At 48.3% G+C, this 24,193-nt stretch carries 27 protein-coding genes; 12 read left to right on the top strand and 15 right to left on the bottom strand.

The features are described from left to right. Positions 1–30: 30 nt before the first annotated feature. From VXK30_RS11060 to VXK30_RS11075, 4 genes are all read left to right on the top strand, one after another. Positions 31–945: a CPBP family intramembrane glutamic endopeptidase gene (locus VXK30_RS11060; protein ID WP_275713686.1), complete on the top strand. Its 915-nt coding sequence runs from the start codon at positions 31–33 to the stop codon at positions 943–945. Between the two features lie 209 nt (positions 946–1,154). Beyond that, positions 1,155–1,919: an N-acetyltransferase gene (locus VXK30_RS11065; protein WP_275713687.1), complete on the top strand. Its 765-nt coding sequence runs from the start codon at positions 1,155–1,157 to the stop codon at positions 1,917–1,919. A gap of 184 nt (positions 1,920–2,103) precedes the next feature. Then, the gene (locus tag VXK30_RS11070) at positions 2,104–3,591 is read left to right on the top strand and encodes an MBOAT family O-acyltransferase (protein WP_275713688.1); all 1,488 of its coding nucleotides are present in this window, start codon (positions 2,104–2,106) and stop codon (positions 3,589–3,591) included. A 246-nt stretch (positions 3,592–3,837) separates the two neighbouring features. Further along, complete coding sequence (locus VXK30_RS11075) at positions 3,838–4,860, top strand: hypothetical protein (protein ID WP_275713689.1); 1,023 nt, start codon at positions 3,838–3,840, stop codon at positions 4,858–4,860. Between the two features lie 150 nt (positions 4,861–5,010). Here the strand turns inward: VXK30_RS11075 and VXK30_RS11080 are convergent, their stop codons facing one another. Together VXK30_RS11080 and VXK30_RS11085 are read right to left on the bottom strand one after the other, a co-directional pair. Further along, a complete protein-coding gene (locus VXK30_RS11080; protein ID WP_275713690.1) occupies positions 5,011–6,258 on the bottom strand; it encodes a glycosyltransferase in 1,248 nt (415 codons plus the stop codon). Positions 6,259–6,271: 13 nt separating this feature from the next. Continuing rightward, entirely contained in the window at positions 6,272–6,910 is a 639-nt protein-coding gene (locus tag VXK30_RS11085) for a TetR/AcrR family transcriptional regulator (RefSeq protein WP_275713691.1), read from the bottom strand. Between the two features lie 202 nt (positions 6,911–7,112). Here VXK30_RS11085 and VXK30_RS11090 point away from each other — a divergent pair, with 202 nt between their 5' ends. The 6 genes from VXK30_RS11090 to VXK30_RS11115 all read left to right on the top strand — a co-directional run bounded on the left by VXK30_RS11090 (position 7,113) and on the right by VXK30_RS11115 (position 10,996). Next, positions 7,113–7,607: a GNAT family N-acetyltransferase gene (locus VXK30_RS11090; RefSeq protein ID WP_275713692.1), complete on the top strand. Its 495-nt coding sequence runs from the start codon at positions 7,113–7,115 to the stop codon at positions 7,605–7,607. Between the two features lie 198 nt (positions 7,608–7,805). Further along, positions 7,806–8,399, top strand: a complete 594-nt coding sequence (locus VXK30_RS11095; RefSeq protein ID WP_275713693.1) for a lactate utilization protein — start codon at positions 7,806–7,808, stop codon at positions 8,397–8,399. Positions 8,400–8,788: 389 nt separating this feature from the next. After that, positions 8,789–9,103, top strand: coding sequence for a PadR family transcriptional regulator (locus VXK30_RS11100; RefSeq protein ID WP_275713694.1), 315 nt, complete (start codon positions 8,789–8,791; stop codon positions 9,101–9,103). Further along, positions 9,096–9,467 (top strand): DUF1048 domain-containing protein, encoded by a 372-nt coding sequence (locus VXK30_RS11105; protein ID WP_275713695.1) that lies wholly within the window; start codon positions 9,096–9,098, stop codon positions 9,465–9,467. The genes VXK30_RS11100 and VXK30_RS11105 overlap by 8 nt, the downstream gene beginning before the upstream one ends. Next, positions 9,464–10,225: an ABC transporter ATP-binding protein gene (locus tag VXK30_RS11110; protein WP_275713696.1), complete on the top strand. Its 762-nt coding sequence runs from the start codon at positions 9,464–9,466 to the stop codon at positions 10,223–10,225. The genes VXK30_RS11105 and VXK30_RS11110 overlap by 4 nt, the downstream gene beginning before the upstream one ends. Further along, the gene (locus VXK30_RS11115; protein ID WP_275713697.1) at positions 10,226–10,996 is read left to right on the top strand and encodes an ABC transporter permease; all 771 of its coding nucleotides are present in this window, start codon (positions 10,226–10,228) and stop codon (positions 10,994–10,996) included. A 147-nt stretch (positions 10,997–11,143) separates the two neighbouring features. Here the strand turns inward: VXK30_RS11115 and VXK30_RS11120 are convergent, their stop codons facing one another. The 11 genes from VXK30_RS11120 to VXK30_RS11170 form a co-directional block, all read right to left on the bottom strand. Next, complete coding sequence (locus VXK30_RS11120) at positions 11,144–12,799, bottom strand: ABC transporter permease (RefSeq protein WP_275713698.1); 1,656 nt, start codon at positions 12,797–12,799, stop codon at positions 11,144–11,146. Further along, complete coding sequence (locus VXK30_RS11125; protein ID WP_275713699.1) at positions 12,786–13,874, bottom strand: ABC transporter ATP-binding protein; 1,089 nt, start codon at positions 13,872–13,874, stop codon at positions 12,786–12,788. The genes VXK30_RS11120 and VXK30_RS11125 overlap by 14 nt, the downstream gene beginning before the upstream one ends. Before the next feature lie 34 nt (positions 13,875–13,908). Continuing rightward, complete coding sequence (locus tag VXK30_RS11130; protein ID WP_275713700.1) at positions 13,909–14,982, bottom strand: ABC transporter substrate-binding protein; 1,074 nt, start codon at positions 14,980–14,982, stop codon at positions 13,909–13,911. Between the two features lie 132 nt (positions 14,983–15,114). Next, entirely contained in the window at positions 15,115–15,891 is a 777-nt protein-coding gene (locus VXK30_RS11135; protein WP_275713701.1) for a response regulator transcription factor, read from the bottom strand. Further along, a complete protein-coding gene (locus VXK30_RS11140; protein WP_275713702.1) occupies positions 15,884–17,596 on the bottom strand; it encodes a sensor histidine kinase in 1,713 nt (570 codons plus the stop codon). Before VXK30_RS11140 ends, VXK30_RS11135 begins: the two co-directional genes overlap by 8 nt. A gap of 298 nt (positions 17,597–17,894) precedes the next feature. Further along, entirely contained in the window at positions 17,895–18,095 is a 201-nt protein-coding gene (locus VXK30_RS11145) for a hypothetical protein (RefSeq protein ID WP_275713703.1), read from the bottom strand. 10 nt (positions 18,096–18,105) lie between these two features. After that, a complete protein-coding gene (locus VXK30_RS11150; protein ID WP_275713704.1) occupies positions 18,106–18,699 on the bottom strand; it encodes an accessory gene regulator ArgB-like protein in 594 nt (197 codons plus the stop codon). Next, entirely contained in the window at positions 18,699–18,854 is a 156-nt protein-coding gene (locus VXK30_RS11155) for a cyclic lactone autoinducer peptide (protein WP_141825527.1), read from the bottom strand. The genes VXK30_RS11150 and VXK30_RS11155 overlap by 1 nt, the downstream gene beginning before the upstream one ends. A gap of 131 nt (positions 18,855–18,985) precedes the next feature. Further along, a complete protein-coding gene (locus VXK30_RS11160) occupies positions 18,986–19,885 on the bottom strand; it encodes a sensor histidine kinase (RefSeq protein WP_275713705.1) in 900 nt (299 codons plus the stop codon). A 424-nt stretch (positions 19,886–20,309) separates the two neighbouring features. After that, on the bottom strand, positions 20,310–21,293 hold the full coding sequence (locus VXK30_RS11165; RefSeq protein WP_275713706.1) for a LytR/AlgR family response regulator transcription factor: 984 nt from the start codon (positions 21,291–21,293) through the stop codon (positions 20,310–20,312). Continuing rightward, complete coding sequence (locus tag VXK30_RS11170; RefSeq protein WP_275713707.1) at positions 21,224–21,607, bottom strand: winged helix-turn-helix transcriptional regulator; 384 nt, start codon at positions 21,605–21,607, stop codon at positions 21,224–21,226. The genes VXK30_RS11165 and VXK30_RS11170 overlap by 70 nt, the downstream gene beginning before the upstream one ends. Before the next feature lie 145 nt (positions 21,608–21,752). On the opposite strand from VXK30_RS11170, the gene VXK30_RS11175 reads away from it, so the two are divergent. Continuing rightward, positions 21,753–22,274: a nitroreductase family protein gene (locus VXK30_RS11175; RefSeq protein ID WP_275713708.1), complete on the top strand. Its 522-nt coding sequence runs from the start codon at positions 21,753–21,755 to the stop codon at positions 22,272–22,274. A 45-nt stretch (positions 22,275–22,319) separates the two neighbouring features. Beyond that, positions 22,320–22,904 (top strand): nitroreductase family protein, encoded by a 585-nt coding sequence (locus VXK30_RS11180; protein ID WP_275713709.1) that lies wholly within the window; start codon positions 22,320–22,322, stop codon positions 22,902–22,904. 12 nt (positions 22,905–22,916) lie between these two features. Here the strand turns inward: VXK30_RS11180 and VXK30_RS11185 are convergent, their stop codons facing one another. After that, positions 22,917–23,465, bottom strand: coding sequence for a flavin reductase family protein (locus tag VXK30_RS11185; RefSeq protein WP_275713710.1), 549 nt, complete (start codon positions 23,463–23,465; stop codon positions 22,917–22,919). Positions 23,466–23,557: 92 nt separating this feature from the next. Beyond that, positions 23,558–24,118 (bottom strand): GNAT family N-acetyltransferase, encoded by a 561-nt coding sequence (locus VXK30_RS11190; RefSeq protein ID WP_275713711.1) that lies wholly within the window; start codon positions 24,116–24,118, stop codon positions 23,558–23,560. Positions 24,119–24,193 lie beyond the last annotated feature (75 nt).

Raw genomic sequence — 24,193 nt, forward strand, 5'->3', positions numbered from 1 at the left:
AAGCTCAGCTTAAACAAGGAGGTTCAATATATGGAGTCGGAAATTGAGGCAAAAAATTTCAGGACCACAGTGACGAAAGTTGCGTTGTGTCTGATTTTATCTGACGTCTTCATCCAGATGGTGTTGGCGCCAGTAGTTTATAAAATAATTTTAGCGGCAGGCGGTACTACAAATGGGTTACCTTCCAGAGTCATATGGGTGGCTACTGGGTATATGTTTAACTTTCTTGTTGTTTTTCCGCTGATTGGAAAAATTCTACATATTCATTTACTGCACCTTTGGAATAGCGCTAAAGTTGACGTAAAGAATATGAAGTATTATATTCCAGTAGAATATACCTTTGCAGCTATTGGCCTGTTTTTGTTTTGTATACCCCTTTCTGCCCTGTTTCAGCGAGCCGGTCTTCAGTCACCATCACATTCTGAAATAGGTAGCAACGGGCCCTTTTTACTTACTATTTTGCTGATAGTCATTGGGGTTTTTATTGCTCCACTGTCAGAAGAAATACTTTGCAGGGGGCTGTTGCTTTCTGCTTTTGCTCCATATGGGAAATGTTTTGCTATCATCATGTCTTCTGTTTTTTTCTCACTCGGTCACGGAAATTTCACCCAACTCTTTCAAACATTTCTTTTTGGGCTTGTACTTGCATATGTTACATTGGAAACCGGAAGTATAAAAAGCGCCTATATCCTGCACGTCATCAATAACGGTTTGACCTTAATTCCCAATACCATCGCCATTTATGTTATTATTGCAATTTTAGGAGGCATTGGTATTTGGGTGCTGATAAAAAAGCGGCAGATGATTCTAAAAAACTTGCGTAAGGAGAAGGAAAATTTTGTTCCCGTGGAACATCGCATCCGCAGATTTTTTAGCAATCCATTGATGCTGTTCTATCTTATTTACTTGATCGCCAAGCTAATTCTTTCCGTGCAGCCGTTATGATTTTCTGTTTTATATACGAATCTTCCGATATATACCACCCAAGGAAAAATCGAGGGCATCTCCATCCTTGACTCTCGGGGTACATTAGCAGCCGCTTATGGGTTGAAACGAATCGCTTTCTGCAGGAGAATTCCGAGATCCAGCCCAGCTACGGCCGTTGTTCCGCCCAGCCGTGCCGGAATGTGAAATATCAAAAAGAAGGTGTAGCAATGGAAAACATCATCACCGTAACAGCGGACAACATTGATCGCGAGCATATCTGCTGCGCCATCTCCGACAAGAAGGGCGAAACCTGTGTATCCTCCAAAAAGGCGTGGATGAGAGAACGCTTTGCGGATGGCCTGGTGTTCCGGAAGCTAAATGTCCGGGGGAAGGTGTTTATTGAGTACATCCCCGCAGAGAAGGCATGGTGCCCCATCGGTGCACCGGGGTATATGCACGTCAACTGCTTTTGGGTTTCGGGGCAGTATAAGGGAAAGGGCTACGCCGACCGTCTGTTGGAGGAGTGCATTCAGGATGCCAAATCCAAAGGCTGCTGCGGCCTCACTGTTGTCGCCTCGGAGAAAAAACGTCCATTCCTGTCCGACCCGGATTATCTGAAACACAAAGGCTTTTCAGCTGCCGATACCGCTGCGCCCTTTTTTGTTCTCTACTGCCTGCCGTTTACCGGGAACGCTCCTGTTCCGAGGTTCAGGGACTGCGCAAAGCAGGGCAAAATCGCCGAAAAGGGCATGGTGCTGTACTACACCAACCAGTGTCCGCACACCGACAAATATGTGCCGATCATCGTCAGCCTTGCGAAGGAACGCGGAGCGGAAATCAGCGTCCACAAGATCGCGACGACCGGGCAGGCACAATCTGCCCCCACGCCCTTTACCACCTACAGCTTTTTCTATGACGGCAAGTTTGTGACCAACGAGATTTTGGGACCGGCAAAATTTGAAAAATTTCTCGATCAGAGGAACTTTAGCTGATGACAGCAAATTATCCCCGCTGGCCTATTGGCTGACGGGGATTTTTTTATTTCTAAGGATATATGTAAAAAAGATTACAAAAAGATTACAATTGTTAACAAAATGTTTGCATTTTTATGATTTAATAGTAAAGAAATCAATCGGGTCGGGATACGGGCCAATTGCAGGTTTAGGAGGTGCTTTTTTGTCGTTCATCTCGCTGGAGTTTTTTCTGTTCTTTTCTGTCTCGACGGTGGTATATTTTGTCCTCCCCCACAAATTCCGGTGGATTTGGCTGCTCGCGGCCAGTTATTTTTTTTACATGTGTTATCATCCGTGGTACGCCATCTTTCTGGGCGTTTCCACGCTGGTCACCTACGCGAGCGGGTTGCTGATCGGGGAATCCGCCCGGCTGGCGGATCCCGGCAGAGCGGCGCGGCAGAAGAAAATCTGGGTCGCCCTGAGCTTCTTCATCAATATCGGTATTTTATCCGTCTTCAAATATCTGAACCTGTTCAGTCAGATCGGCGCGGGCATCCTTTCCCTGACGGGTGTTCCCGTGGCCGCGGCGCATTTCGACCTGCTGCTGCCGGTGGGAATCTCCTTCTACACCTTTCAGGCTCTGAGCTACACCGTGGACGTTTACAGAGGGGACGTTCCGCCGGAACGGCATCTGGGAAAATACGCGCTGTTTGTTTCCTTCTTCCCGCAGATCACTTCCGGCCCGATCGAGAAATCGAAGAACTTCCTCCGCCAGCTGGACGAGGTACATATTTTTGATTACGACCGGGCCAGAAGAGGCGTCCTGCTGATGCTGTGGGGCTATTTTCAGAAAATGGTCGTAGCGGACCGGCTCGGAGTTCTGGTTGATACGGTATACGGAAAGCCGGCGCAGTACTACGGACTCGCCTCCATCGTTGCCGTCGTCTTTTACACGTTCCAGATCTACTGCGATTTTGCCGGCTATACCAATATCGCCATCGGTGCGGCGGAAGTGATGGGCTTCCGGCTGACCACCAATTTCGACCGGCCGTATTTTTCAAGGTCGATTCAGGAGTTCTGGCGGCGCTGGCATATTTCGCTGGGCTCCTGGTTCAAGGATTACCTGTATATCCCGCTCGGCGGGAGCCGGTGCTCCGCGTTCCGCCGCTGCCTGAATCTGATGACCGTGTTTGTGGTCTGCGGCCTCTGGCACGGGGATTCTGTCAACTTTCTGATCTGGGGCGCCCTGCACGGGTTTTATCAGGTGGTCGGGCTGCTGTCGAAGCGGCTGAGAAAAAATGCCCGGGAGCGCTTGGGAATCGGCGAGAGTTCCGCCTGGTACCGGGCTTTGCAGACCGCCTTCACCTTTTTACTGGTCAGCTTTGCATGGATCTTTTTCCGCGCGGAAACGCTGCCCGACGCGGCCGCGATGATCGGGAATCTGTTCCGGTTTAATCCGGCGTCCCTGTGGGACGGCTCCCTTTTCAGCCTCGGCCTCACGCAGCCGGAATTTCTGGCCGCGGTCCTTGGGATTCTCGTCGTGGCAGCGGTGGACTTTATAAAAAGGAAATGGGACCTGCGCAGCGCCGTGCTGGGCAGCAATGCCGCGGTGCGGTGGTCGGTGTATCTGACAGCCGCCCTGACGCTGGCCGTCTTCGGCACTTACGGGTCGGAATATAACGCCCAGCAGTTTATTTATAGCAAGTTTTAGGCCCGTTCGCAAATCAGGAGCTGGACGATTCACGTCCGACCGCGTCAAAAATGCCCGGCATACGGGCAGGCTGAACCTGCATGCCCGTTTCGCACATCGCTTGCTTTGAAGCGTATTCAAAGCGAGGAATACAGAAAACCCGTATGGAATAGGCTATCAACGTGAGCACCGTAGGCGGGTAAGGCACTTTGTGTCTGAAAATCCGTCAATTTTCAATTTACGAACAAAGCCAAGTGGAGGAAACGAATGCGTAAAAAAATCATTGGAAAAAGTTTGCTTTTTACTGCCCTGCTGGTTGTTCTTCTCGCCGGGCTCAGCCCGATCTTCGTTTACAAAACGGAGCACCGGGCAAAGCTGGAAGAGGGCCTGTACCTGTCCGACGACCAGTACGACGTTGTTTTTATGGGTTCCAGCCATATGAACGGCGGGCTGGACCCAAACGTCATCTGGAACCAGCAGGGCATCACCAGCTTTAATTATGCAACGGGTGGGCAGCCGCTTGATGTGACCTACTACTTATTAAAAGAAGTCTTAAAGACGCACAAGAGTCCTCTTGTCGTTGTGGACTTATTTTATCTTGGCATGACAACCCAATACGGGGAATCCGGGTTAATCAGCAACACGGTGGACAATATGCAATTTTCAGAAAATAAGCTGGAGACCATCTGGAACTGCGTCCCTCCGCAGGACCGAATTGCGTATCTCCTGCCGGTCCTGAAATATCATTTCAGATGGTCGTCCCTGCAGAAGAAGGATTTCGGTTTCGACGTCGCGCCTCTTTACTACTCAAAGGGGTTTGCAGCCGGGACCGACCGGTACGGTAAACCGAATTCCGAGTGGAAGACTACGGACAACCGGATCGATATTCCGGAAAAGTCCCTGGAATACCTGAATAAAATTATCGATCTGTCAAAGACGGAGAACTTTGACCTCATTTTTATAAACATGCCCTGCGACTACAGCGAAGCTGAAAAAGAAAGCGATTGGGTGAACGACTGCGAGGCTCTGTTCAACACGGTCGCGGATGTGGCGGAGGAAAACGGGATTCCGTTCCTCGATTTCTATGATAAGAAGGACGAGGTCGGGCTGGACTTTGCGAACGACATGAACAATGCGGGGCATCTTAACCTTTGGGGCGCGTACAAAATCAGTTCTTACTTCGGGAATTATCTCGCTCAGAATTATGATCTGGAAGACCATCGGTCGGACAGCGCTTACGCGCAGTGGAATGAGGATTATCAGTACTCCCAGGCCGCTTCGGTCACATGAGTCCGAATTATACCGCTGTGCCGGGTCTGCCCCTGCTCAATCGATAAAAATTGTGCCCTCCTGACCATGACGGCCGGGAGGGCATTTTTATTTTAAACCGTAGAATGTACCTCGGCATTACATCGGCCACTTGGCCCGATGTGAGAATGGTCATTTATCCGCAAGTATTTTTTCGATAATTTCCACGGCAGCATGAACACCATTTTCAGCTCTTAACCGTTCTCCGATTTGGGCGGCTTTTTCTTTCATACGATGATTGCCGACAGCTTCCATGATTGCATTTGAATAGTTCTCCACCGTAAGCTCTTTAGTCCAAATCGGTTTCGTTCCTATGCCTAACTCAAACAGCCTGTTTCCCCAAAAAGGCTGGTCGCCGCCAAAAGGAACGATCACACTTGGCACGCCGGCGCGTACACCGGCGGCGGTTGTCCCTGCACCGCCATGATGAGAGACAGCCGCCATACGCTTAAACAACCATTCATGCGGGATATTGCCTATTTGCATAACATTGTCCGACAGCTTAACGCCTTTCAGGCTGCGCCAGCCTGATGACAAGAGGGCACGCTGCCCCGTATTTGCAATGCTTTCCAAAACGATATGAAGTATCCGGTCGAAATCCCCGCCAACCGTACTGCCGAAACCTATGTATATCGGTTTGGTTCCATTGCTAAGAAAGTTTGCCAGTTTTTCATCCGGTACCCAATTTTCTGTGCTTTCCCGAATCCAGAATCCGGTCAAATAACAATCCTTGCTCCATTCTTTAGGCTTTGGCACGAGCACAGGGCTGAACGGATAGAGCGTAGGAATCGTTTCTCCATTCATTCTACGATATGGAAACTCAAAAAGCCTGATTTTCCTCAACCCCATCTCAGAGCGCCAATCGTTTAGCAATGACCTTGTTGCGTTTGACCAGAGAAGATCACCGCCCCAAAAAGTCAGCCTGTTATACGCTCTTCCTAATGGCAGAAGGGGCGCTGTCATTGCAGGAAATTCACCTGTAGGGTCAATGGGGCAAAACGGTACGCGAAAACAGGGAATCTTTAATTTCTCTCCCACATGGTAAGCAACGCTTCCAAGAAGGCTGTATAAGATAGCGTCTGCGCCGGTACAGGCGGTTTCAATATTCGACAAAAATTCCTCTTTGACCGGATTCAGTAAATATTTTAAGTTGCTGAAATACTCAAAAGATGAAACCTGTTCTCCAATCAACCGCCTCATGACCTCCCTGGCATCACCGGCCATAGGCGCATACTCAAATCCTTCTTTTTCTATTACATCCTGAAAAACATGCATGGCGCAGATACGAACCCTATGCCCTCGATCCAGCAATCCTTTCCCCAACGCAAGAAATGGCTGCACATCACCCCTTGAGCCAATCGTCACGATTGTAAATTTCATTCCTCATTCCTCCTCAAGTATTGAATGAATGAACATCAAATAACTGTGCAAAGATCTGAGGAACAAATTGAGCATATTTTTCCGAATGGTGCTGTCCGTCATTCTCCCGGCCCTGGTGTGTCAGCGGCAGCATAGATGATAGAAAAACCTGCGCCATTATTTTGGTTCCTGCTTGCATAAGTAATGCTGTTTTTGGAATACAGCCAGACTTTAACCCTTGCCGGAGCAATTGATCAAGGGGGTCTATCAACGAAGAAATCACTTGACTGTCGATTAAATAATTGAAATAAGATACCCTCGGCGTATCCTGGTCAAAGTAAGCGTCAATTTTTTTGAAATCCTCTATCGCGTTTCGATAGATTGCCACGGACTTTCGCATCTTTTCAGCATAGGTCAGATGGTCCTGCTCCAGCACTTCCATAATCTGTCCAATATACTGATTCATGTAATCCTGTACAACTGCTTCAAATATCTCATCCTTAGATTTAAAATAGTAATAAAAAACGCTTGGGGATAAAGCCCCGTCTTTGCCAACGGCATACAATATGTCCTGGATAGAAGTGTCGTTATATCCCTTTTCAAAGAAAAGAACGGCAGCTTGATTTATAAATTCTTTTCTTTTTATGTTTGGGTCTTTTTTAGGTCTCGCCATACGACTGCTCCTCATTATGATAGTTTATAGAATTTGTTCTATAAACTATCATAAATCAGATTTTCGCTGATGTCAATGTCGCAAGTGCCCCTGTCTTCCCTTTTGCTCGTTTGCCAATGCCGAAACCTTTATTTTATGAAGGAAAGTGTGTTATTATTAAAGTAAAGATAACTAAATTAAAATTCAGGTGAGAAGGGCAGTTATGGGTATTACCGTTAGAGAATTTACACGTGAAGATATTCCGGCTATGATTATAATTTGGAATGAGATCGTTGAGGACGGAATTGCTTTTCCTCAGACGGAGCTTTTGGAGGAAAAGAACGGCATGGAATTTTTTGAAAGCCAGTCTTTTACCGGGGTGGCAATTGAGCAGGAAACAGGTAACCTGGTCGGGCTGTATATCCTGCATCCAAACAATGTAGGCAGATGCGGGCATATTTGTAACGCGAGCTATGCTGTAAAGGGCGATGAACGAGGAAAGAGAATCGGTGAGATTCTGGTTTTGCACTGTATTACTAAGGCGAAGGAAACTGGCTTTAAAATACTGCAGTTTAACGCTGTCGTAAGCACAAATACTGCAGCTCTCCATTTGTATAAAAAGCTGGGATTTGTCCAGCTTGGTGTCATTCCCGGGGGATTTCTCATGAAAGACGGAAGCTATCAGGACATCATCCCGCATTATTATGTATTGCAATAATAATGAAGGTCTTACCTATAACACCACGCAGGACCTGCGGTGGCATCCGAATCCGATTACCGACGCCGTTTGATGGATGGCCTATCCGCTAAGAGGCATGATGAGAGTGTTGCATGAACGGCCCTGTACGCCTGTGGTATAATATAGATAAGAAAACTCTCAGCTTTGAGAGATAAAATGATTTCGGGAGTGACGGCAATGGAGTATTCCATGATCAGGCAGAATTTTGAAAAGCATGGTTTTTCAACTCAGCTTTTTTCATCGAAAGAAGAAGCGAGCGATTATCTGGTGAACACCCTCCAGCGTCAAACGATTGGATTCGGTGGAAGCGCGACTCTGAAGGAAATGGGACTGTTTGAGGCTTTACAACAAAACAATGCCGTGGTATGGCACAATAAGGTGCCTTCCCGGGACGTCCGGCGCTTGGCCAACTGCGCAAATATCTACATAACCAGTGCAAACGCCGTGACTGAGTCCGGAGAGATCGTCAATATCGACGCGACGGGAAATCGTGTTTCCATGACGGCTTTCGGTCCCGAAACATGCTACTATATTGTGGGGAAAAATAAAATCACAGCAAATCTGAGTGACGCAATCTACCGCTGCAAGAACGTGGCCGCCCCGAAAAACGCCAAACGGATGAACGCAAAAACCCCCTGCGCCAAAAATGCGGACAAATGCTATGATTGCAACAGCCCTGAGCGGATTTGCCGTATAACGACCATTATAGACCGTGCCCCGATGGGCATGAAGTGTGAAATCATCTTTATAGACCAGGAATTAGGGTTTTAGCAATGCCCATTTTGGGTATTCCCTGTTTTGGCGTTGATGGAGTGAAGGCCTTGAACCGCTGTGTTAAGAGAAACAAAAACAAAGAAAGCACAATCACCTGCACGAGTCCCGCTGTCTGCTGTTTTCCAGCAGACAGCGGGATTTCTTGATATTAACGGTACAATCATAGAAGCAATGTGACAGGAAATACCAATACGTGAGGGGATAATATTTGCCGGCGTCCGGCGGACTGCTGTTTTTCATCCTGCGTTATAGATGGAATTCATTACTAAAGTAAGTGCTATTGACAAAGCATCTATTCCGTGTTACTATATAGCAGTAATAAGTATCACTCCATACAAGTCATACATAATAGTAAAGAAGGGATTATACTGGAAAACCTGACGGAAATGCTCAAAGGCGTGCTTGAGGGCTGCGTCCTTGAAATCATAAGCCGTAAAGAAACCTACGGCTACGAAATCACGCGGCGGCTGAACGCCCTTGGCTTCACGGATGTTGTGGAGGGAACGGTGTACACCATCCTGCTCCGGCTTGAAAAAAGCAAGTTGGTAGAGATCACCAAAAAGCCCTCCGACCTGGGGCCGCCGCGAAAGTTTTTCGCGCTCAACGACGCGGGGCGCGAGGAACTGCGGAGGTTCTGGGAAAAATGGGAATTTGTCGCGTCGAAAATCAACCAATTAAAGGAGGAGCAATCAGATGTCTGAATTTTTCGATAATTATTTTAATATCAAAAAAATAATCGGGAGCAAACGCGAATACAAGCAGCAGATGGCAAGGGTGGAGGCTCTGCCGAAAGACTATCAATACGTATTTAAAAAAATCCAAAGTCACATGTGGATGTTCGCGGCGGGATCCGGCTATGACATGATGAAGATCCATTATGACCTGATAGAACTGTTCGAGGCCGGCGCGGCGGAAGGCAAGCCTGTTTTGGAGATTACCGGAGAGGATGTGGCCGCATTCTGCGACGAGCTTTTGCGCAGCGCCAGGACATACACGGAAGACTGGCGTGAGGCGCTCAACCGCGACATACTGAAAAAACTTGGAAAGGGTAAGGCTTCAAAATGACAGAAACCGCTATTCAGGTAAAAGGGCTGCAAAAGTCCTACAAAAAACTTCATGTTCTGAAGGGCGTGGATTTCGAGGTGGAAAAAGGCAGTATTTTTGCCCTGCTCGGTTCCAACGGCGCGGGCAAAACGACGATTGTCAAAATCCTCACCACACTGCTCAAATCCGACGGTGGGACCACCGTAGTGAACGGCTTTGATGTAACGAAGGAACCCGGCAAGGTCCGGCAGTCGATCAGCCTGACCGGGCAGTTTGCTGCCGTGGACGAGATTTTGACCGGGCGGGAAAACCTCATCATGATCGCGAGGCTGCGGCATCTTGTTAATTCGCGCCAGGTCGCGGACGATCTGCTGAACCGCTTCGGCCTGACAGATGCCGCCGACCGCAGGGTTTCCACCTATTCGGGCGGGATGCGCCGCAGACTTGACATCGCCATGAGCCTGATCGGAAACCCGCGGCTCATTTTCCTCGACGAGCCGACCACCGGGCTTGACCCCGAGGCGCGCATCGAAGTCTGGAAGACGGTCAAAGAGCTCGCCGACAATGGCACGACGGTGTTCCTGACCACGCAGCATCTGGAAGAGGCCGAGCAGCTTGCCGACCGGATCGCCATCCTCCATAAAGGAAAAATAATCGTGAGCGGCACGCTCGAGGAGTTGAAAAAGCTGTTCCCGCCCGCGAAGGTGGAGTATATAGAAAAACAGCCGACGTTGGAGGAAATCTTCTTCGCAATCATCGGCAAGAAGGAGGAAAAATAAATGGAAGCGGCAAAGAACTACTTGTTCAGCGATATGAGCGTGATGCTTGGACGTTCCATGCGCCATATTTCCCGCAGCATGGACACCATCATCACGGTCTGCCTTACTCCGATAGCGATGATGCTGCTGTTCGTCTACGTGCTCGGCGGCGCGATTCAAGCCGGCACAGACAATTATGTAAATTATCTGCTGCCCGGCATCCTGCTGATGGCGATCGCGAGCGGCATCTCCTACACGGCTTTCCGCCTGTTTACGGATATGCAAAGCGGCATCTTCGAGCGGTTCCACTCCATGCCAATCGCGCGTTCCGCCGCCCTGTGGGGGCATGTGCTGACCTCGCTGGTATCTAACGCAATTTCGGTCGTCGTCATCATCCTTGTAGCGCTGATAATGGGCTTTCGTTCATCGGCAGGAGTATTGTCTTGGCTTTCCGTAGCCGGTATCCTCGTGCTTGTGATACTGGCCCTGACGTGGATCGCGGTGATTCCCGGGCTGACCGCAAAATCGGTGGACGGCGCAAGTGCCTTCTCCTATCCCTTGATTTTCCTTCCGTTTATCAGCTCGGCGTTTGTGCCGACCGAATCAATGCCGGGACCCGTCCGCGCCTTTGCCGAAAACCAGCCGGTAACTTCGATCGTGGATGCCATCCGCGCGTTATTATTTAATCAGCCTGTCAGCAATGAAATTTGGGCCGCGCTCGCGTGGTGCGTAGGTATCCTCATTGTTGCGTATCTGTTCGCAATGAGGGTCTACAAACGGAAAGCGGCATAAAACCCGGATATGAAACCTGACGGCAACGGCTTTGATTTACAAAAGCTATTGCCGTTATTTTTATGCAAGCACAGGAGTTAAGAAACCAAAGAATCCGAACTTCTCTCCTTTCGGAAAGAGGTTCGGATTCTTAACTATGGGATGCTGTTACAGGCTGAAATCCTTTCCGCCGTTCACTTTGTTAAACGCCAGCAGGGAAACCACCGTGAGCAGGGTCAGAATCGAAGAGAGCGCCGCCGCCACTCCGTAATTGCCGCGGACAACCTCCGTATAGACGGCGACGGTCAGCGTTTTTGTCCTGCCCGTATACAGAATGATCGCGGTGGACAGCTCGCTGATCATCGTTACCCAGCTTAAGATCGCGCCGGAAACAATGCCGGCGGCCATCATCGGAACGGTCACGCGGAAAAAGACCTTCATCTTGGAAGCGCCCAGTGAAATGGCCGCTTCTTCGATACTGATGGGAATCTGCTGCAGGATGGCCACCGAAGAACGGATGGTATACGGCAGCCTTCGGATGATCAGGGCAATCACCATAATCAGCATTGTCCCGCTCAGCATCAGAGGCTTCTGGTTAAAGCCCGTCAGCAGGGCAATGCCGAGAACGGTTCCCGGCACGATGTACGGAATCATGGAAAGGATATCGACCGTACTGGTAAGGGTGTTTTTGCGCCGCACCACCAGATAGGCAATCAGCACGGCGAGCAGGATAATCGCGATCAGGGAAAGCATCGGGATGATAATGGTATTCTGGATGCTTCTTCCCAGCTTGGAAAACGCGGATTCGTAGCTGCCCAGAGAATAGCCGCGGATAAAAATTTTGCCCGAGGTCTTTTTAAAGGACGTATAAGTGACGTATACCTGCGGCAGGATGGCAATCGCCACCACCAGATAGGAAAAAAGATATACGAGCACTTTCCTGCCCCCCCTCGGCTCCCTCTCTTCAATGGGATGCAGGGCGTTCAGGGCGAAGGAATTCCTGTTGGAAACATATTTCTGCACAAGGAAGACAACGGTGGTGATGACAATGGCGATAATCGCGATTGCCGCCGCAAAACCGTCGTTCCCCCCCACTTCATTGATAAACTCCGTATACAGGACGACAGGGAACGTGCGGTACCCCTCGCCGATCAGCATCGGCGTACCGAAATCCGCGAACGACCGCATAAAGACCAGCAGGCCGGCCGCGAGCAAAGTCGGCATGATAAGAGGGACTACCACCTTGAAGAAGCATTTGACGCCGGAACAGCTCAGGTTGTTCGCCGCTTCAATCAGAGAATTGTCGATGTTCTTCAAGGCGCCTCTCGCGTACAGGAACACCAGCGGGAAAAGCTGCAGGGACATGACCAGCACGATTCCCCCGAAGCCGTAGATGTCCGGCAGGAGAATGCCCAGCTTCCGGAAGAAAGCCGTGATGACCCCGCTGCGGCCCAGAAGCAGAATCCAGGAGTACGCGCCGATGAACGGAGCGGACATGGACGCGACTACAATGAGGATATTCAGCACCGACTTTCCCCTGATCTTAAAAACAGAAAAGAGGTAGGCAAGCGGAGTACCGATGGCAATGGAAAGGGCGGTTGCCGCCAGCGAGACCTTGAAGCTGTTCAGCAGGGTATCGAAGTAATAGCTCTTTGAAAAGAACTTCACAAAGTTTGCCATGGTGAACTGCCCGGTCTGTGAATCGTAAACGGACTGCTGCATCAGATGGGCCATCGGATAGATCAGGAACAGCAGATAGACCGCGATGGTGCACAGCGTAAGGGTTCCCCAGATGTCCAGGCGGAATTTGCTATTGTCTTTCATAAGCTTCGCTCCTCACAAGGTTGCGGCCGCCCTCTTTGTCAAACACATTGATTTTGTGTTTTTTCACCTGAAGCAGCACGTTCTGTCCGGGCTTCAGCTCATCTTCCAGGGAAGACTCCTCAACGATTTCCACCGTGAGGCCGCTCTCGGTCTCCACGGCGTAATGCGTATTCAGGCCAAGATATGTATACTCCTTTACGACGCCGTGAATCCCCTCGCCGCCCTGCTTGCTGATGACAAATTCCTCCGGGCGCACGGAGCACTGCACTTCCTGGTCCTCCAGCATATTCAGGCATTCCAGTGGCACCCGGTAGCCGTTGGGGAAAATCAGGGTGCCCCGCTCCGCCCTGGCCGGCAGGATATTGGTCCGGCCGATAAAGGTTGCGACAAACACGTTTTTAGGTCTCTGGTAAATTTCCTTCGGCGCGCCGACATGCTGGATCACACCGTCCTTCATAACCGCAATGGTATCACTGATGGCCATGGCCTCTTCCTGATCGTGTGTGACATATACGGTGGTAATTCCGACGTTTTTCTGCGTGTGGCGGATGACGCTCCTCATTTCCAGACGCAGCTTTGCGTCCAGATTGGAAAGCGGCTCATCCATCAGCAGAACGTCCGGCGAAATCACAAGGGCGCGCGCCAGCGCGATACGCTGCTGCTGCCCGCCGGAAAGCTGGTTCGGCATTCGTGCGGCATACTGCGCAATCTGCATCAGCTGCAGGTATTTTTCCGTCAGCTCCTGTGTTTTTTCTTTTTCCATTTTGCGGTTTTTCAGCCCGAAGGCGACGTTATCGCGCACCGTCATATGGGGAAAAATGGCATAATTCTGAAAAACCATGCCGATATTCCGCCTGCTTGGATCAATGTCGTTGATACGCGTATCGTTGAAGTAGATATCACCGCCCTCGATGGAATTGAAGCCGGCAATCATGCGCAGCAGGGTTGTTTTTCCGCACCCGGAGGGACCCAGCAGCGTAAAAAGCTCCCCGTTTCTTATTTCAATATTCAAATCCGGGATAACCGTATTGTTCCCGTATTTCTTTACGGCGTTTTGGATCAGGATCTTACTCATTTCATACCCCCGCAGTTCTTATCGATGGTTGCTCTTATTTACTCTGAAGGCTGGTGTAGATATCCGTGTATTTGTTTACAATGTCCTGTTTATGAGAGCTGACATAGGGGATATCTTCCTCAATGACGTGGATTTCGGACATCGGGGTCATAAAGTCGCTGGTTTTCGCGTCCTTCAGCACCGGGCGGTTGGTCAGCGTGCTGCCCCAGATATTCTGCACTTCCTCACTGATAATGAAATCGATGAAGAGCTTCGCATTATCCATGTTCTTGGCGCCCTTGATGATGGTAGCGGACGCAGGGAGGTAAACCGCGCCTTCCTTGGGATAGATCACCTTGACGGGAGCACCGTCGCGCACAAGCTGCGCACAGGGGTCTTCGTAGGAAAGTCCAACCACATTTTCGCCGTCCGCGACGCTCTTGTAAACCGCGGAGGAGCTTTCACAGATTTTACCGCCGATATTCGTGAACAGATCTTTTACATATTTCCATGCGTTTTCGTCTTCATAGCCGCCCATCGCCAGCAGGATGTTGGTAAGCTGCGCAAAAGCGGAAGAGGAATTGGCCGGGTCGGCCGTGGCGATCTTGCCTTTGAGCTTCGGGTTCAGCAGGTCGGCATACCCTTCGATCTTGATATCGCCGATCAGGTCGGTGTTGACGATCAGGCAGCTGCCGTCCAGAACGTTCCCGGTAATGAACCCGCTGGTGTTTTTGTAGGCATCCAGCACACCGGCGTCATTCTTGGAAACATACGGCTCCCACAAATCCTTATTGTCATACGCCAAAGACCAGGAACCGCCGAACATAACGTCCGCGTACGGGTCTTCCTTTTCGGACTGGATCCGTTTGATCAGCTCGCCGGTACCCGCCTGGATGACTTCGACATCCACGCCGTACTTTTCTTCAAACAGCGGGATGGTGGCGTTCATCAGGCCCTCGGAGTTCGGGGAATAGATGACCAGCTTGCCGCCGCCCTGTTTTTCCGAAGACGCGGCTTCGGAAGCGGCGCTGCCGGCTCCGTTCGCCTGGGAAGCGGCCGGTGCGGAAGAACAGCCTGCCGCGGAAACGGCAAGCACAACGGAAAGAATCAGTGCCATAAACTTTTTCATTTCATTTCCTCCTCTAAGTTTGGTGTTTTAATTTGGTATCTTTATTTTATAAAAATATTGCATAAAATGAATACCTGAATTACGGAACAAAATAGAAAAGATACCGAACAATTTTGATCCGGTATCTTTTTCTCAGCGAATTTTCAGCTTGTATTCCTTGGGCGAGCACCCCACATACTTTTTAAAAACATGGCTGAAATATTTGTAATCCCCTATGCCGCACGCTCCCCCGATCTCGGAAATCGGAAGCCGGTTCTCCTGCAGGAGAGAAAGTGCTTTCTGGATGCGGTACCGGTTCAGGTACTCGATCACCGTGGTCCCCAGCGCTTTCTGAAACCTCTGGTTGATGTACCGGTCGGAATAGAACAGCTTCTCCGACAATTCCGCAAGTGTGATTTTTTGAGTATAATTCTGCGCGATGTAATCCAGAATCTGCACGACCACGGGGTCCTCCGGATGCTCCAGCTTCATATTGCCGAACAGGGAAATATCCTTCAGCTCCGCCACACCTTTATTTTGTTTGTGTAAAATACGGATGTTCTCACATTCCAGGGCGGCGCGGTCAAGCGCTTCCATCATTTCTTCCTGATTCAGCGGTTTCAGGATATAATCGGAAACTCCGTTCCGGATCGCCTCCTTGGCATATTCAAAGTCGGAATAGCCGGTTAAAAGAATTGCCACATAATCGTTCTGGCATTTCGTTTCAGCAATCATCTGCAGCCCGTCCATGACCGGCATATTGATATCGGTAATCACGATATCCGGGTTGAGCGTCCGGATCAATTCCTTTCCTTCCACACCGTTGCGGGCTTCCCCCACCACGGTACAGCCGTGCTCTTCCCACGGCACCGCGTAACGGATGCCCTTTCGGATAATATCCTCGTCCTCCACCAGTATTACGCTAAACATCTTTTCTCCCCCTGCGCAGCAGCTTTGCCGTAACGGTAAAGTTTTTTCCTTCCTCACTGTTGATAAACAGGCCGCACTCCTCCCCATATTCCAGAATGATCCGGCGGGAAAGGTTCTGCAGGCCGTTGTGCTCGGTCTTGATTCCTTCGGAAACAATCATGCTCTGCAGGCGTTCCAGCATCTCCACAGGAACCCCCGGACCGTCGTCCTCCACACGCAGAAACAGATAATCGTCCTCGCACCAGGCCCTGATCTGAACAGAAAGCTCCATCTGCTTCTGAAAACCGTACTTGATGCTGTTTTCAATCAGCGGCTGCAAAAGCAGCTTCGGAATCATGCACTGGCTACAGTCCGGCTCTATTTTCATCCGGCACCGGAAACGCTCCCCGAACCTTGTTTTCTGGATATACAGATAATCCTCTATGTAACCGATATCCTCCGAAAGAAGGACGTCCTGTTTGGTATTGTTGATGCTGTAGCGAAGAATGTGAGTAAATTTTTCCAGCAGATACGAAGCTTTTTCCGCGTCTCCAAGGATGAGGTACTTGATATTGTCCAGCGTATTGTAAATGAAGTGCGGATTAATCTGCGTCTGCAGGTTCCTCATCTCAATCATACTGTTCAATTTAATCAGATCGGTGTTGCGCGTGTTGAGTTCGTTGATGCTTTTCACCATTTTATTGATCTGCGCCGCGATCTCCTCGACTTCGTCCCCGGTGTCAATCTGAATGATATGCTCGTTGTCCCCGTGACGGATGACGCGGATCTCCCCCACCAGCGCCTCTACGGACTGAGCGGTTTTTTCCGCCATCATCTGGGACAGCTTTCGGAACATTACCAGCCAGATGCAGCCCAGCAGAACGATCGTCATCACGCCGATGATGATATAGAGCGAATTCCCGGGAGAATACACAAACGAATAGAGCACCGCTTTTTTATCCGTCAGAACCCGCGCGCCGGTCCGGTACCGGTTCTCCTGCACCGTTACAAAGTGCTGGGAGGGATCCGCCTTGTATTTGTTGGTGTTGCGCTCGGAAAGGAACGCGCTTTTGGAGCAGTAGATGATATCCCCGTTCAGGTTTGTGATAATGCAGTCATACTGATATCCTGAAAAAAGGCTGCCCCAGTCGTTTCCGTTCAGATAAGCCATGACAAATCCGGCCAGCACCCCATGCTGGTAAACGGGTTTTGCAAAAACGCACTCCGAGCTGTCTCCGGAAAAATAATAAACGGTCGTGTAAATGGGCAGGTTGGCTTTCAAGGCATTATCCGCCACAATTTTATTGAATTCCGTTCTGTGCAGGTTCATCGCTTCCTGCCCAAAGCTGGTATAGACGATCTGTTTTTCCCGGTTCATCAGAATCATACGAACGCGCACCGGGCTTACCACGTTATGCTTGCTGAGGGAGTACTGCACCTCCCGGCTGTCGGAAACGCCGGTCATACAGCGAAGAAAAAGCCCCTCGTTTTCTTCATCCTCCAGATAAGCGGTGACATCTTCATAAACCTCATCAAACGTGCGGTTCAGAAAGTTCAGATGTTCCTCCATATTAAAATTCTGATTGAGATAATTCAGCCCGAAAATGGGGATACAGAACAGCAGGCAGCCGACAATGACCAAAAAAATGATCTTTTGCAGCGCCTGCTTTTCCAGTTGTTTTTTAAAAGGACTGTCCGCTGTTTCTCCCGTCCGCAATTCTATCATCCCTGCCTTGCCCGCAATTCCGTATGCAGGATACAAATTCAATTATAATTCGTTTTCATTAAAGCATATTTTGTCAGAATTAACAAGTGTTCCCGCCATCCCGTATCCTTAAAATATGGAGATAAGGTATCCCGTCCGGACATCGGCACAAATAAATGCGCCGATCCCGGCGGCATTGCCCCGTCAGGACCGGCGTATATGAGTTCTATAGAGGATCAAAAAACGGCTGGTTACCAAGACAGCCCTTCTAACCGTTTTTATCCGGCTAAAAGGGCTGTTTTATAAATGCAAAGAATTTTTAATCAACCGTTTTTGTTTCTCCGATTTTCATAAAGCACGGCCATTGCTCGATACTCAGCAAATCGGGATGCTTCTTAAAGTATTTCACAAAATCGCCGTTTGGATGAGCCACATTATACCATCTTTCGCATAGCTCAATGATTTGCATGTGGGCTTCTATTTCCGTAACTTCGTCACGGGATAAATCACTGTAATACATAGAGGGCACCTCACACTGATACATTATCAGCCATCATCATCCGGGCCTTTCCGAGAATCAGCATAACAGAGACCCAAAATATACTCAGGCTGACGATAAAAGAAAATTGAATACTGCTTATAAGTAAGAAGATAATTGTTACGATGAATTCTACGGAGAGAATAATTCTGGTTTTCCTTCTGTAGTGGTGTACTTCAGCATCATCAAGTGGTTTATTGATATTTTCTACGGGCGCTAAAATCACAATAATCAGGGAAGCTGGAATGAGAACTGCAATCGACGTGATAAATGCCATATAGCCCGGGCAGAATTTCGTCAGCAACAGCACAAAAAGGATCATCAGCCACGACATCCCATAGCAGCCCAGTTTGGTTTTGGCGTGGTAACCGCCCGCATAAACCCGAAGGAAGGAATACGATACGATAAATACAAAAGTCTCTAACAGCATACCGAGGAACAAACCGACGAAAAGCATAGTGGAAAAATGAATCATTTTGAGGAGAGCGGTCTGCACTCCAAAAGAATAGAGATCCTTATCTTTTTCCGAGATCAAGCCGCTCTCACTCAGGGCTTTCACGATCCAGTTGGAAAAATTGGTCAGCATCAGAATTTTCTGAGGCTCTTTACCGCTTCAGGGAGCTTGTCCTGATAAGCAAGTAGTACGCAAGACGTATTGGCGGACTGGCGAGCTTCCTGCATCGCGATTTTAGAAACCAAATCCAGTGCCTTCATTTTTACATTTTTCTGACCGTTTTTCATTTTCAACACCCCTTGTTAATTTATTGACTCCATTATAATCGAATTTTGGCTGTTCACAAGGGGGTTTACCTAACTTACAGTTTTTTGGACTGAAATACAGAGATTATGCCGTTATCGGAAAATAAACACATTTACAGACTGCTGCTTCTTCGGCTCACCGGAAAGATAATGCTCACAGAAAATTTGCCCTGTTCAACTTCTATATTAATATCTCCGTCGTATTTTTTTACAGAGGAGTTCACATTGGAAAGGCCGATCGCTTTATGGTTTTTCTTATTGGAAAGAAATTTTTCTTCACTTTTTACGGGGATTTCCTGAATGGAATTGATGAGGTTAATAATAAACATATCGTGAAACTGATAAATACGCAGTTCAATTCTTTTTGTGCCGTCGATAATCCTGTTGCACGCCTCTATGGCATTATCCAGTAAGTTGGCAAAAATCGCCGTAATGTCGATATCATCAATAAAATTCAGATTCAGGTTTTCCACAGAATAAATAAATTCGATTCCATCCAGATGACAGATTTTCATCTTTTCATTTACAATGATATTTAAAATCCTGTTGTTGCAATTGAATTTCATCCCCAGTTCATCTACGATTTCTGATATTTTTTTAGCATATTCAAGGCCTTCCGTATTTTGTCCCGCCGTGTAAAGCCGTTCAAACACTCTGACGTGATTTTTGATATCATGCATGATTTTCTGGGAGTTATTATACTCAATTTCCAGCTGCTGGTAATAATTGTACTGCATGTCCATTCTTTGCTGAATCAAAACGATTTCACTCTCCAGTTGATCTGATTTGGATACATTTTCAAAGAAATAGATCACTGCCAGATTCAGTATGATGGAAATAACCGCAAGCATCATCATAATAAAATGAGTAGTAGTAGGATCAACCTTGTAGGCGGCCAATATCGCAATAAAATAAATAATCGCAACATTCGAGACAGGAAGCAGGGCCAGAAAAATATACTGCTTTTTATACAGATAGGTAATCTTCTGTCTTTTAAAACAAATAATCAACAACTTACAGACGGCAAACATAAAGGTCTGAACAACAATCACATTAAACAAAAAGACAGCAGAATTATGATTATAAAGAGGAATCGAGCCTGTTATAATCGTCAGTAAGGAAGAAACGAGCGCATCGCATCCCGCAAAAGTAATATTAAATACGATAATGTGGAGATATTCTTTGACCCGCCTGACATTATAGAGATACGCTACGAGAAAGGTGATAGCCACAAAATATGTAAAATTGAGGAACGGGATATCCATTAAGTTGATACTGATCCACAAGATTGTAAATAAAAAATATAAAATGATCTTTGTTCTTTTTTTCAAATATTGAGGCTCATACATTTTGTTCATAAAGTCAAATAAAATCGCTGTACCGGCGCTACACGATATCACGTAAGACAGCCATTTTATGATTGTTTCTAACATATCATCATCTCTTTATTAATATATTAAAATTATTTTTTAGAAAAGAGTGAAATTCCGCTTTGAATTCCACCGCTCTTTTCTGAGATATTGGAATTAAATCACCACTCGTCAGGGTAACGTCATATCCCTTGATACTCGATATATGCAGCAGATTAATCACAAAACTTTTGTGCGGCATGGAAAACCCATATGGCTTGAAACTGTTAAAAATATTATTAATACTATCATTAATTTTATAGGTCCTGTCCTTTGCCACAATTTCAATTTTGTGATCGCAGGATTCAAAATAATAGATATCTTCCAAGTTAAGCGTTTTGATACCTAAGTTCGTATCAAAAGTAAAAGTAATTTTATTTTTCTCCATTTTCGTATATTCGATGGCGTCGTCCAACTGCTTGCAAATCGTCTCATAAGTAAACGGTTTCGTTACATATCCAAAGGCTCTGACGGAAAAAGCGTCCGTTTGATAGTTTGAAAAATTTGTTACATAAATGATTTTGACGTTCTTATCCCTTGAGCGGATTACTTTAGCAACTTCAATTCCGTCCATTTGGTCCATCCGAATATCCAAAAAAATAATATGAAATTTTTTTGTGCTATGTAATAACTCCTCCCCTTTTGCATATAAGCTTGTAAACATTCTGATACTTTTTTCATTGCAATACTTTGCAATCATGGTATTTAGCTGATCCAGTTCGTATTTATCGTCATCGCAAATAGCAATTTCCAACATATAATCACCTGTCTTTAATTCGTTTTCCACTACATTACCTATTAAACCCATATCAAACCGGATTGTCAAGATTTCCAGAAAATATTGTAATGATGATACAGAAATAAATAGAACCTGTCGTTTCCTGTTCTTTTTCAGCCAACACAAAATTTCACCCTCTCTGCCGGATGGCCGAGAGGGCGTTTTCAGGAATTCGTATTTTTGTTTTCTGCGGAGTCCCGGCAGGCGGCGTCCAGCATCCTGCCCTTCCCCCACTCATTGATGATTTCCAGCGCAGGCAGCAGCTGCTTGCAGCTTTCGGTCAGGGAATACTCCACATGGGGCGGTATCTGGCAGATTTCCGTACGCAGTACCAGCCCGTTCTTCTCCAAACCGTTCAGTGCCCTGGTCAGCATGATATTGGTGATCCCGTCCAGATGCCGTTTCAGCTCGTTGTAGCGCATGCTGTCCTTCGCGGAAAGCTCCCAGATAATCGGCAGCCTCCATTTTCCCCCGATGATTTCCAGAGCGTGTGCCACCGCGCACTTTTTGCTGTGAATCGATTTTATTTTTTCCGGTTCTTTTGACATATGATTTCTCCCGTTTTAAGGCACAAAAATGTGCGTACTTGTAGATATGTTCCCTGCTGAATATACTAATAGATAAAGAGCCGCACAGGGCGATTATAGGGCGCACTGCCACGCGGCAAAAATAAATAAAAAGGTGGAGATGCAGATGAAATTCATAGAACTTGCACAGGACCGGTATTCCCTTCGCAAATTCAGCGAGAAACCGGTGGAGAAAGAAAAGCTCGACCTTGTGCTGCAGGCAGGCCGGCTGGCCCCGACCGCCTGTAATAATCAGCCGCAGAAAATTTTAGTCATTGAAAGTGAGGAAGCGGTTGCAAAGCTGAAGGACTGCACCCGGTACCATTTCAGCGCACCGATGGCGCTGCTGGTCTGCTACGACAATACGGTAAGCTGGAAACGCAGCTACGACAGCAAAGACAGCGGGGACATTGACGCAAGCATCGTTGGCACCCACATGATGCTGCAGGCTGCCGAGCTTGGGCTGGGTACCACCTGGGTCGGACATTTTGATCCCGCCGCCGTGAGAAAAGCTTTTTCCATTCCGGAAAATCTGGTGCCGGTCGCCCTGTTCCCGCTGGGATACCCCGCGGATGACGCCGGACCCAGCAACCAGCACACAAGCAGAAAACCGCTGGAAGAAACCGTATTTTACAACCGGTTTTCCTGAGATACGGATTTCCAAAATAAACGCAAAAAGTCAGGAGGATTTCACATGATTCAGAATGAAGTGCTAAACTGCATCCACAAGCGCAGAAGCACCCGCCGGTTCCAGGAGCGCCAGATCGAGTCCGAACAGCTGGAAACCCTGCTCGACGCCGCAATCTGGGCGCCCAGCGGAAGTAACAGCCAGAGCTGGCTGTTTACCGCTATTCAAAATAAAGAAACCCTGCTTCAATTGAACGGGTTGGTAAAAAAAGGCTTCCAGAACTGGGTTCCGGACGACAACTATCCCGGAAAAGTCAGGGCCAAGGCCAGATCGGAAAAGGAAAACTTCAATTTTTATTACCACGCACCGACCCTTGTCGTCGCTTCGAACCGGCCGGATTACGAAAACGCCATGGCGGACTGCGCACTTGCGTTGGAAAACATCTTTTTAGCCGCGCAGTCGATTGGGCTGGGCACCTGCTACATCAATCAGCTGCACTGGCTGCGCAGTGACCCCGGCGTACGCGAATTTCTGTTCCAACTCGGGATTCCCAGAGAGCACACCATCTGCTCCGCAGCCGCGATCGGGTATATCGATGTGGAGTCAGCCGCTCTGCCGCGCAAGGAAGGGACCATCCGCATGATCAAATAAGGGGCTTCCTTTTCATACGCCGGGCGGCAGCTTATCCTCCATCAGACTGCGCAGATCGATCGTGCCGCCGTCCACCGCAAAGGTGCCGTCTCCGTTTGCATGAAAGGTCCGGCGTTCTTTCCGGTCATAATCCATCCACGCGCGTACGCCCTCCAGAAGAAAGATACCCTGCGGTTCCAGATAGTCCGTTACGCGGCATTCCAGACAGCCGAGGCATTCCGCGATCAGCGGCGCTTTTACCTGGGCCGCGGGCAGCGGCGTAAGCCCGAATTTTGCAAACTTATCCGTTTGTTCGCCGGAGCAGTCGCCGATTGCGACCACCTTTTCCGCAAGGTCTACCGTGGGAACCGCAAGCACACATTCCCCGGTATGCCTGAGCGCCTGAAAGGAATAATTCCACGGGCCCGTTGTCAGAGCAATCTGTGGGGTAAAATCCATCACCATGTGCCAGGAGATGGTCATCACATTATTGCGGCCTTTGTCGTGCGTGGTAACCAGCAGCACCGGTCCCGGCTCAATCAGCATAAAGGCCTTTTCAATTGGAAGTTCCGCCAGAGACATTTTCCCACCGCCCTTTTTTATTTTTTAATAACCGACTATAAAACTGCTTCAGAAAGCGCCGCTTTTGGGAGCAGTTTTATTTTGTTCTCTTGTTACCATTCCCTCAGCGCGAGCTGCGGAAGGGGAATGAACGGGTCTGGGTTCTCAACATGTTCTCCGATCATTTTTTCCATCCAGATCATGTCGTACCAGGTGTGGAATTTATATCCGCACTTGGTAAAATGAGCGACGGTTTTGTATCCCAGATGCTCATGAAAACCGACGCTTTCCGCATTGGAGCAGGTGATGCAGGCATTGAGATTGATGATATTCTGCTTCTTTAAAATTTCTTCCAGCGCCTGATAAAGCTTTTTGCCGGTTCCTTTCGCTTTGCAGTCCCCTTTGACATAGACCGTGGTCTCCACCGCCCAATCATAGGCGGCGCGCCCTTTGAACGCACAGGCATAAGCATAGCCGACGACGGAACCGTCCCGCACCGCCGCCAGGTAAGGATATTTTTTCAGGGTATTGCGGATTCTCTGCGTAAATTCTTCGATGTCCGGCACATCGTATTCAAACGTAATCGCCGTATCCGTGACATACGGCGCGTAAATGTCCAGTATCTGCTGCGCGTCCGATTCCGAGGCCATGCGAATGGTGATCGTTTTATCCATATCCGGTTCTTCCTTCCGCTGAGTGATCCCATCAAAACAAAGGATCACTCAGCGTCTTTTTTCTTTATTTTACCA

Origin of the sequence: Caproiciproducens sp. CPB-2, assembly GCF_036287215.1 — a bacterium.
Taxonomy (GTDB): domain Bacteria; phylum Bacillota; class Clostridia; order Oscillospirales; family Acutalibacteraceae; genus Caproiciproducens.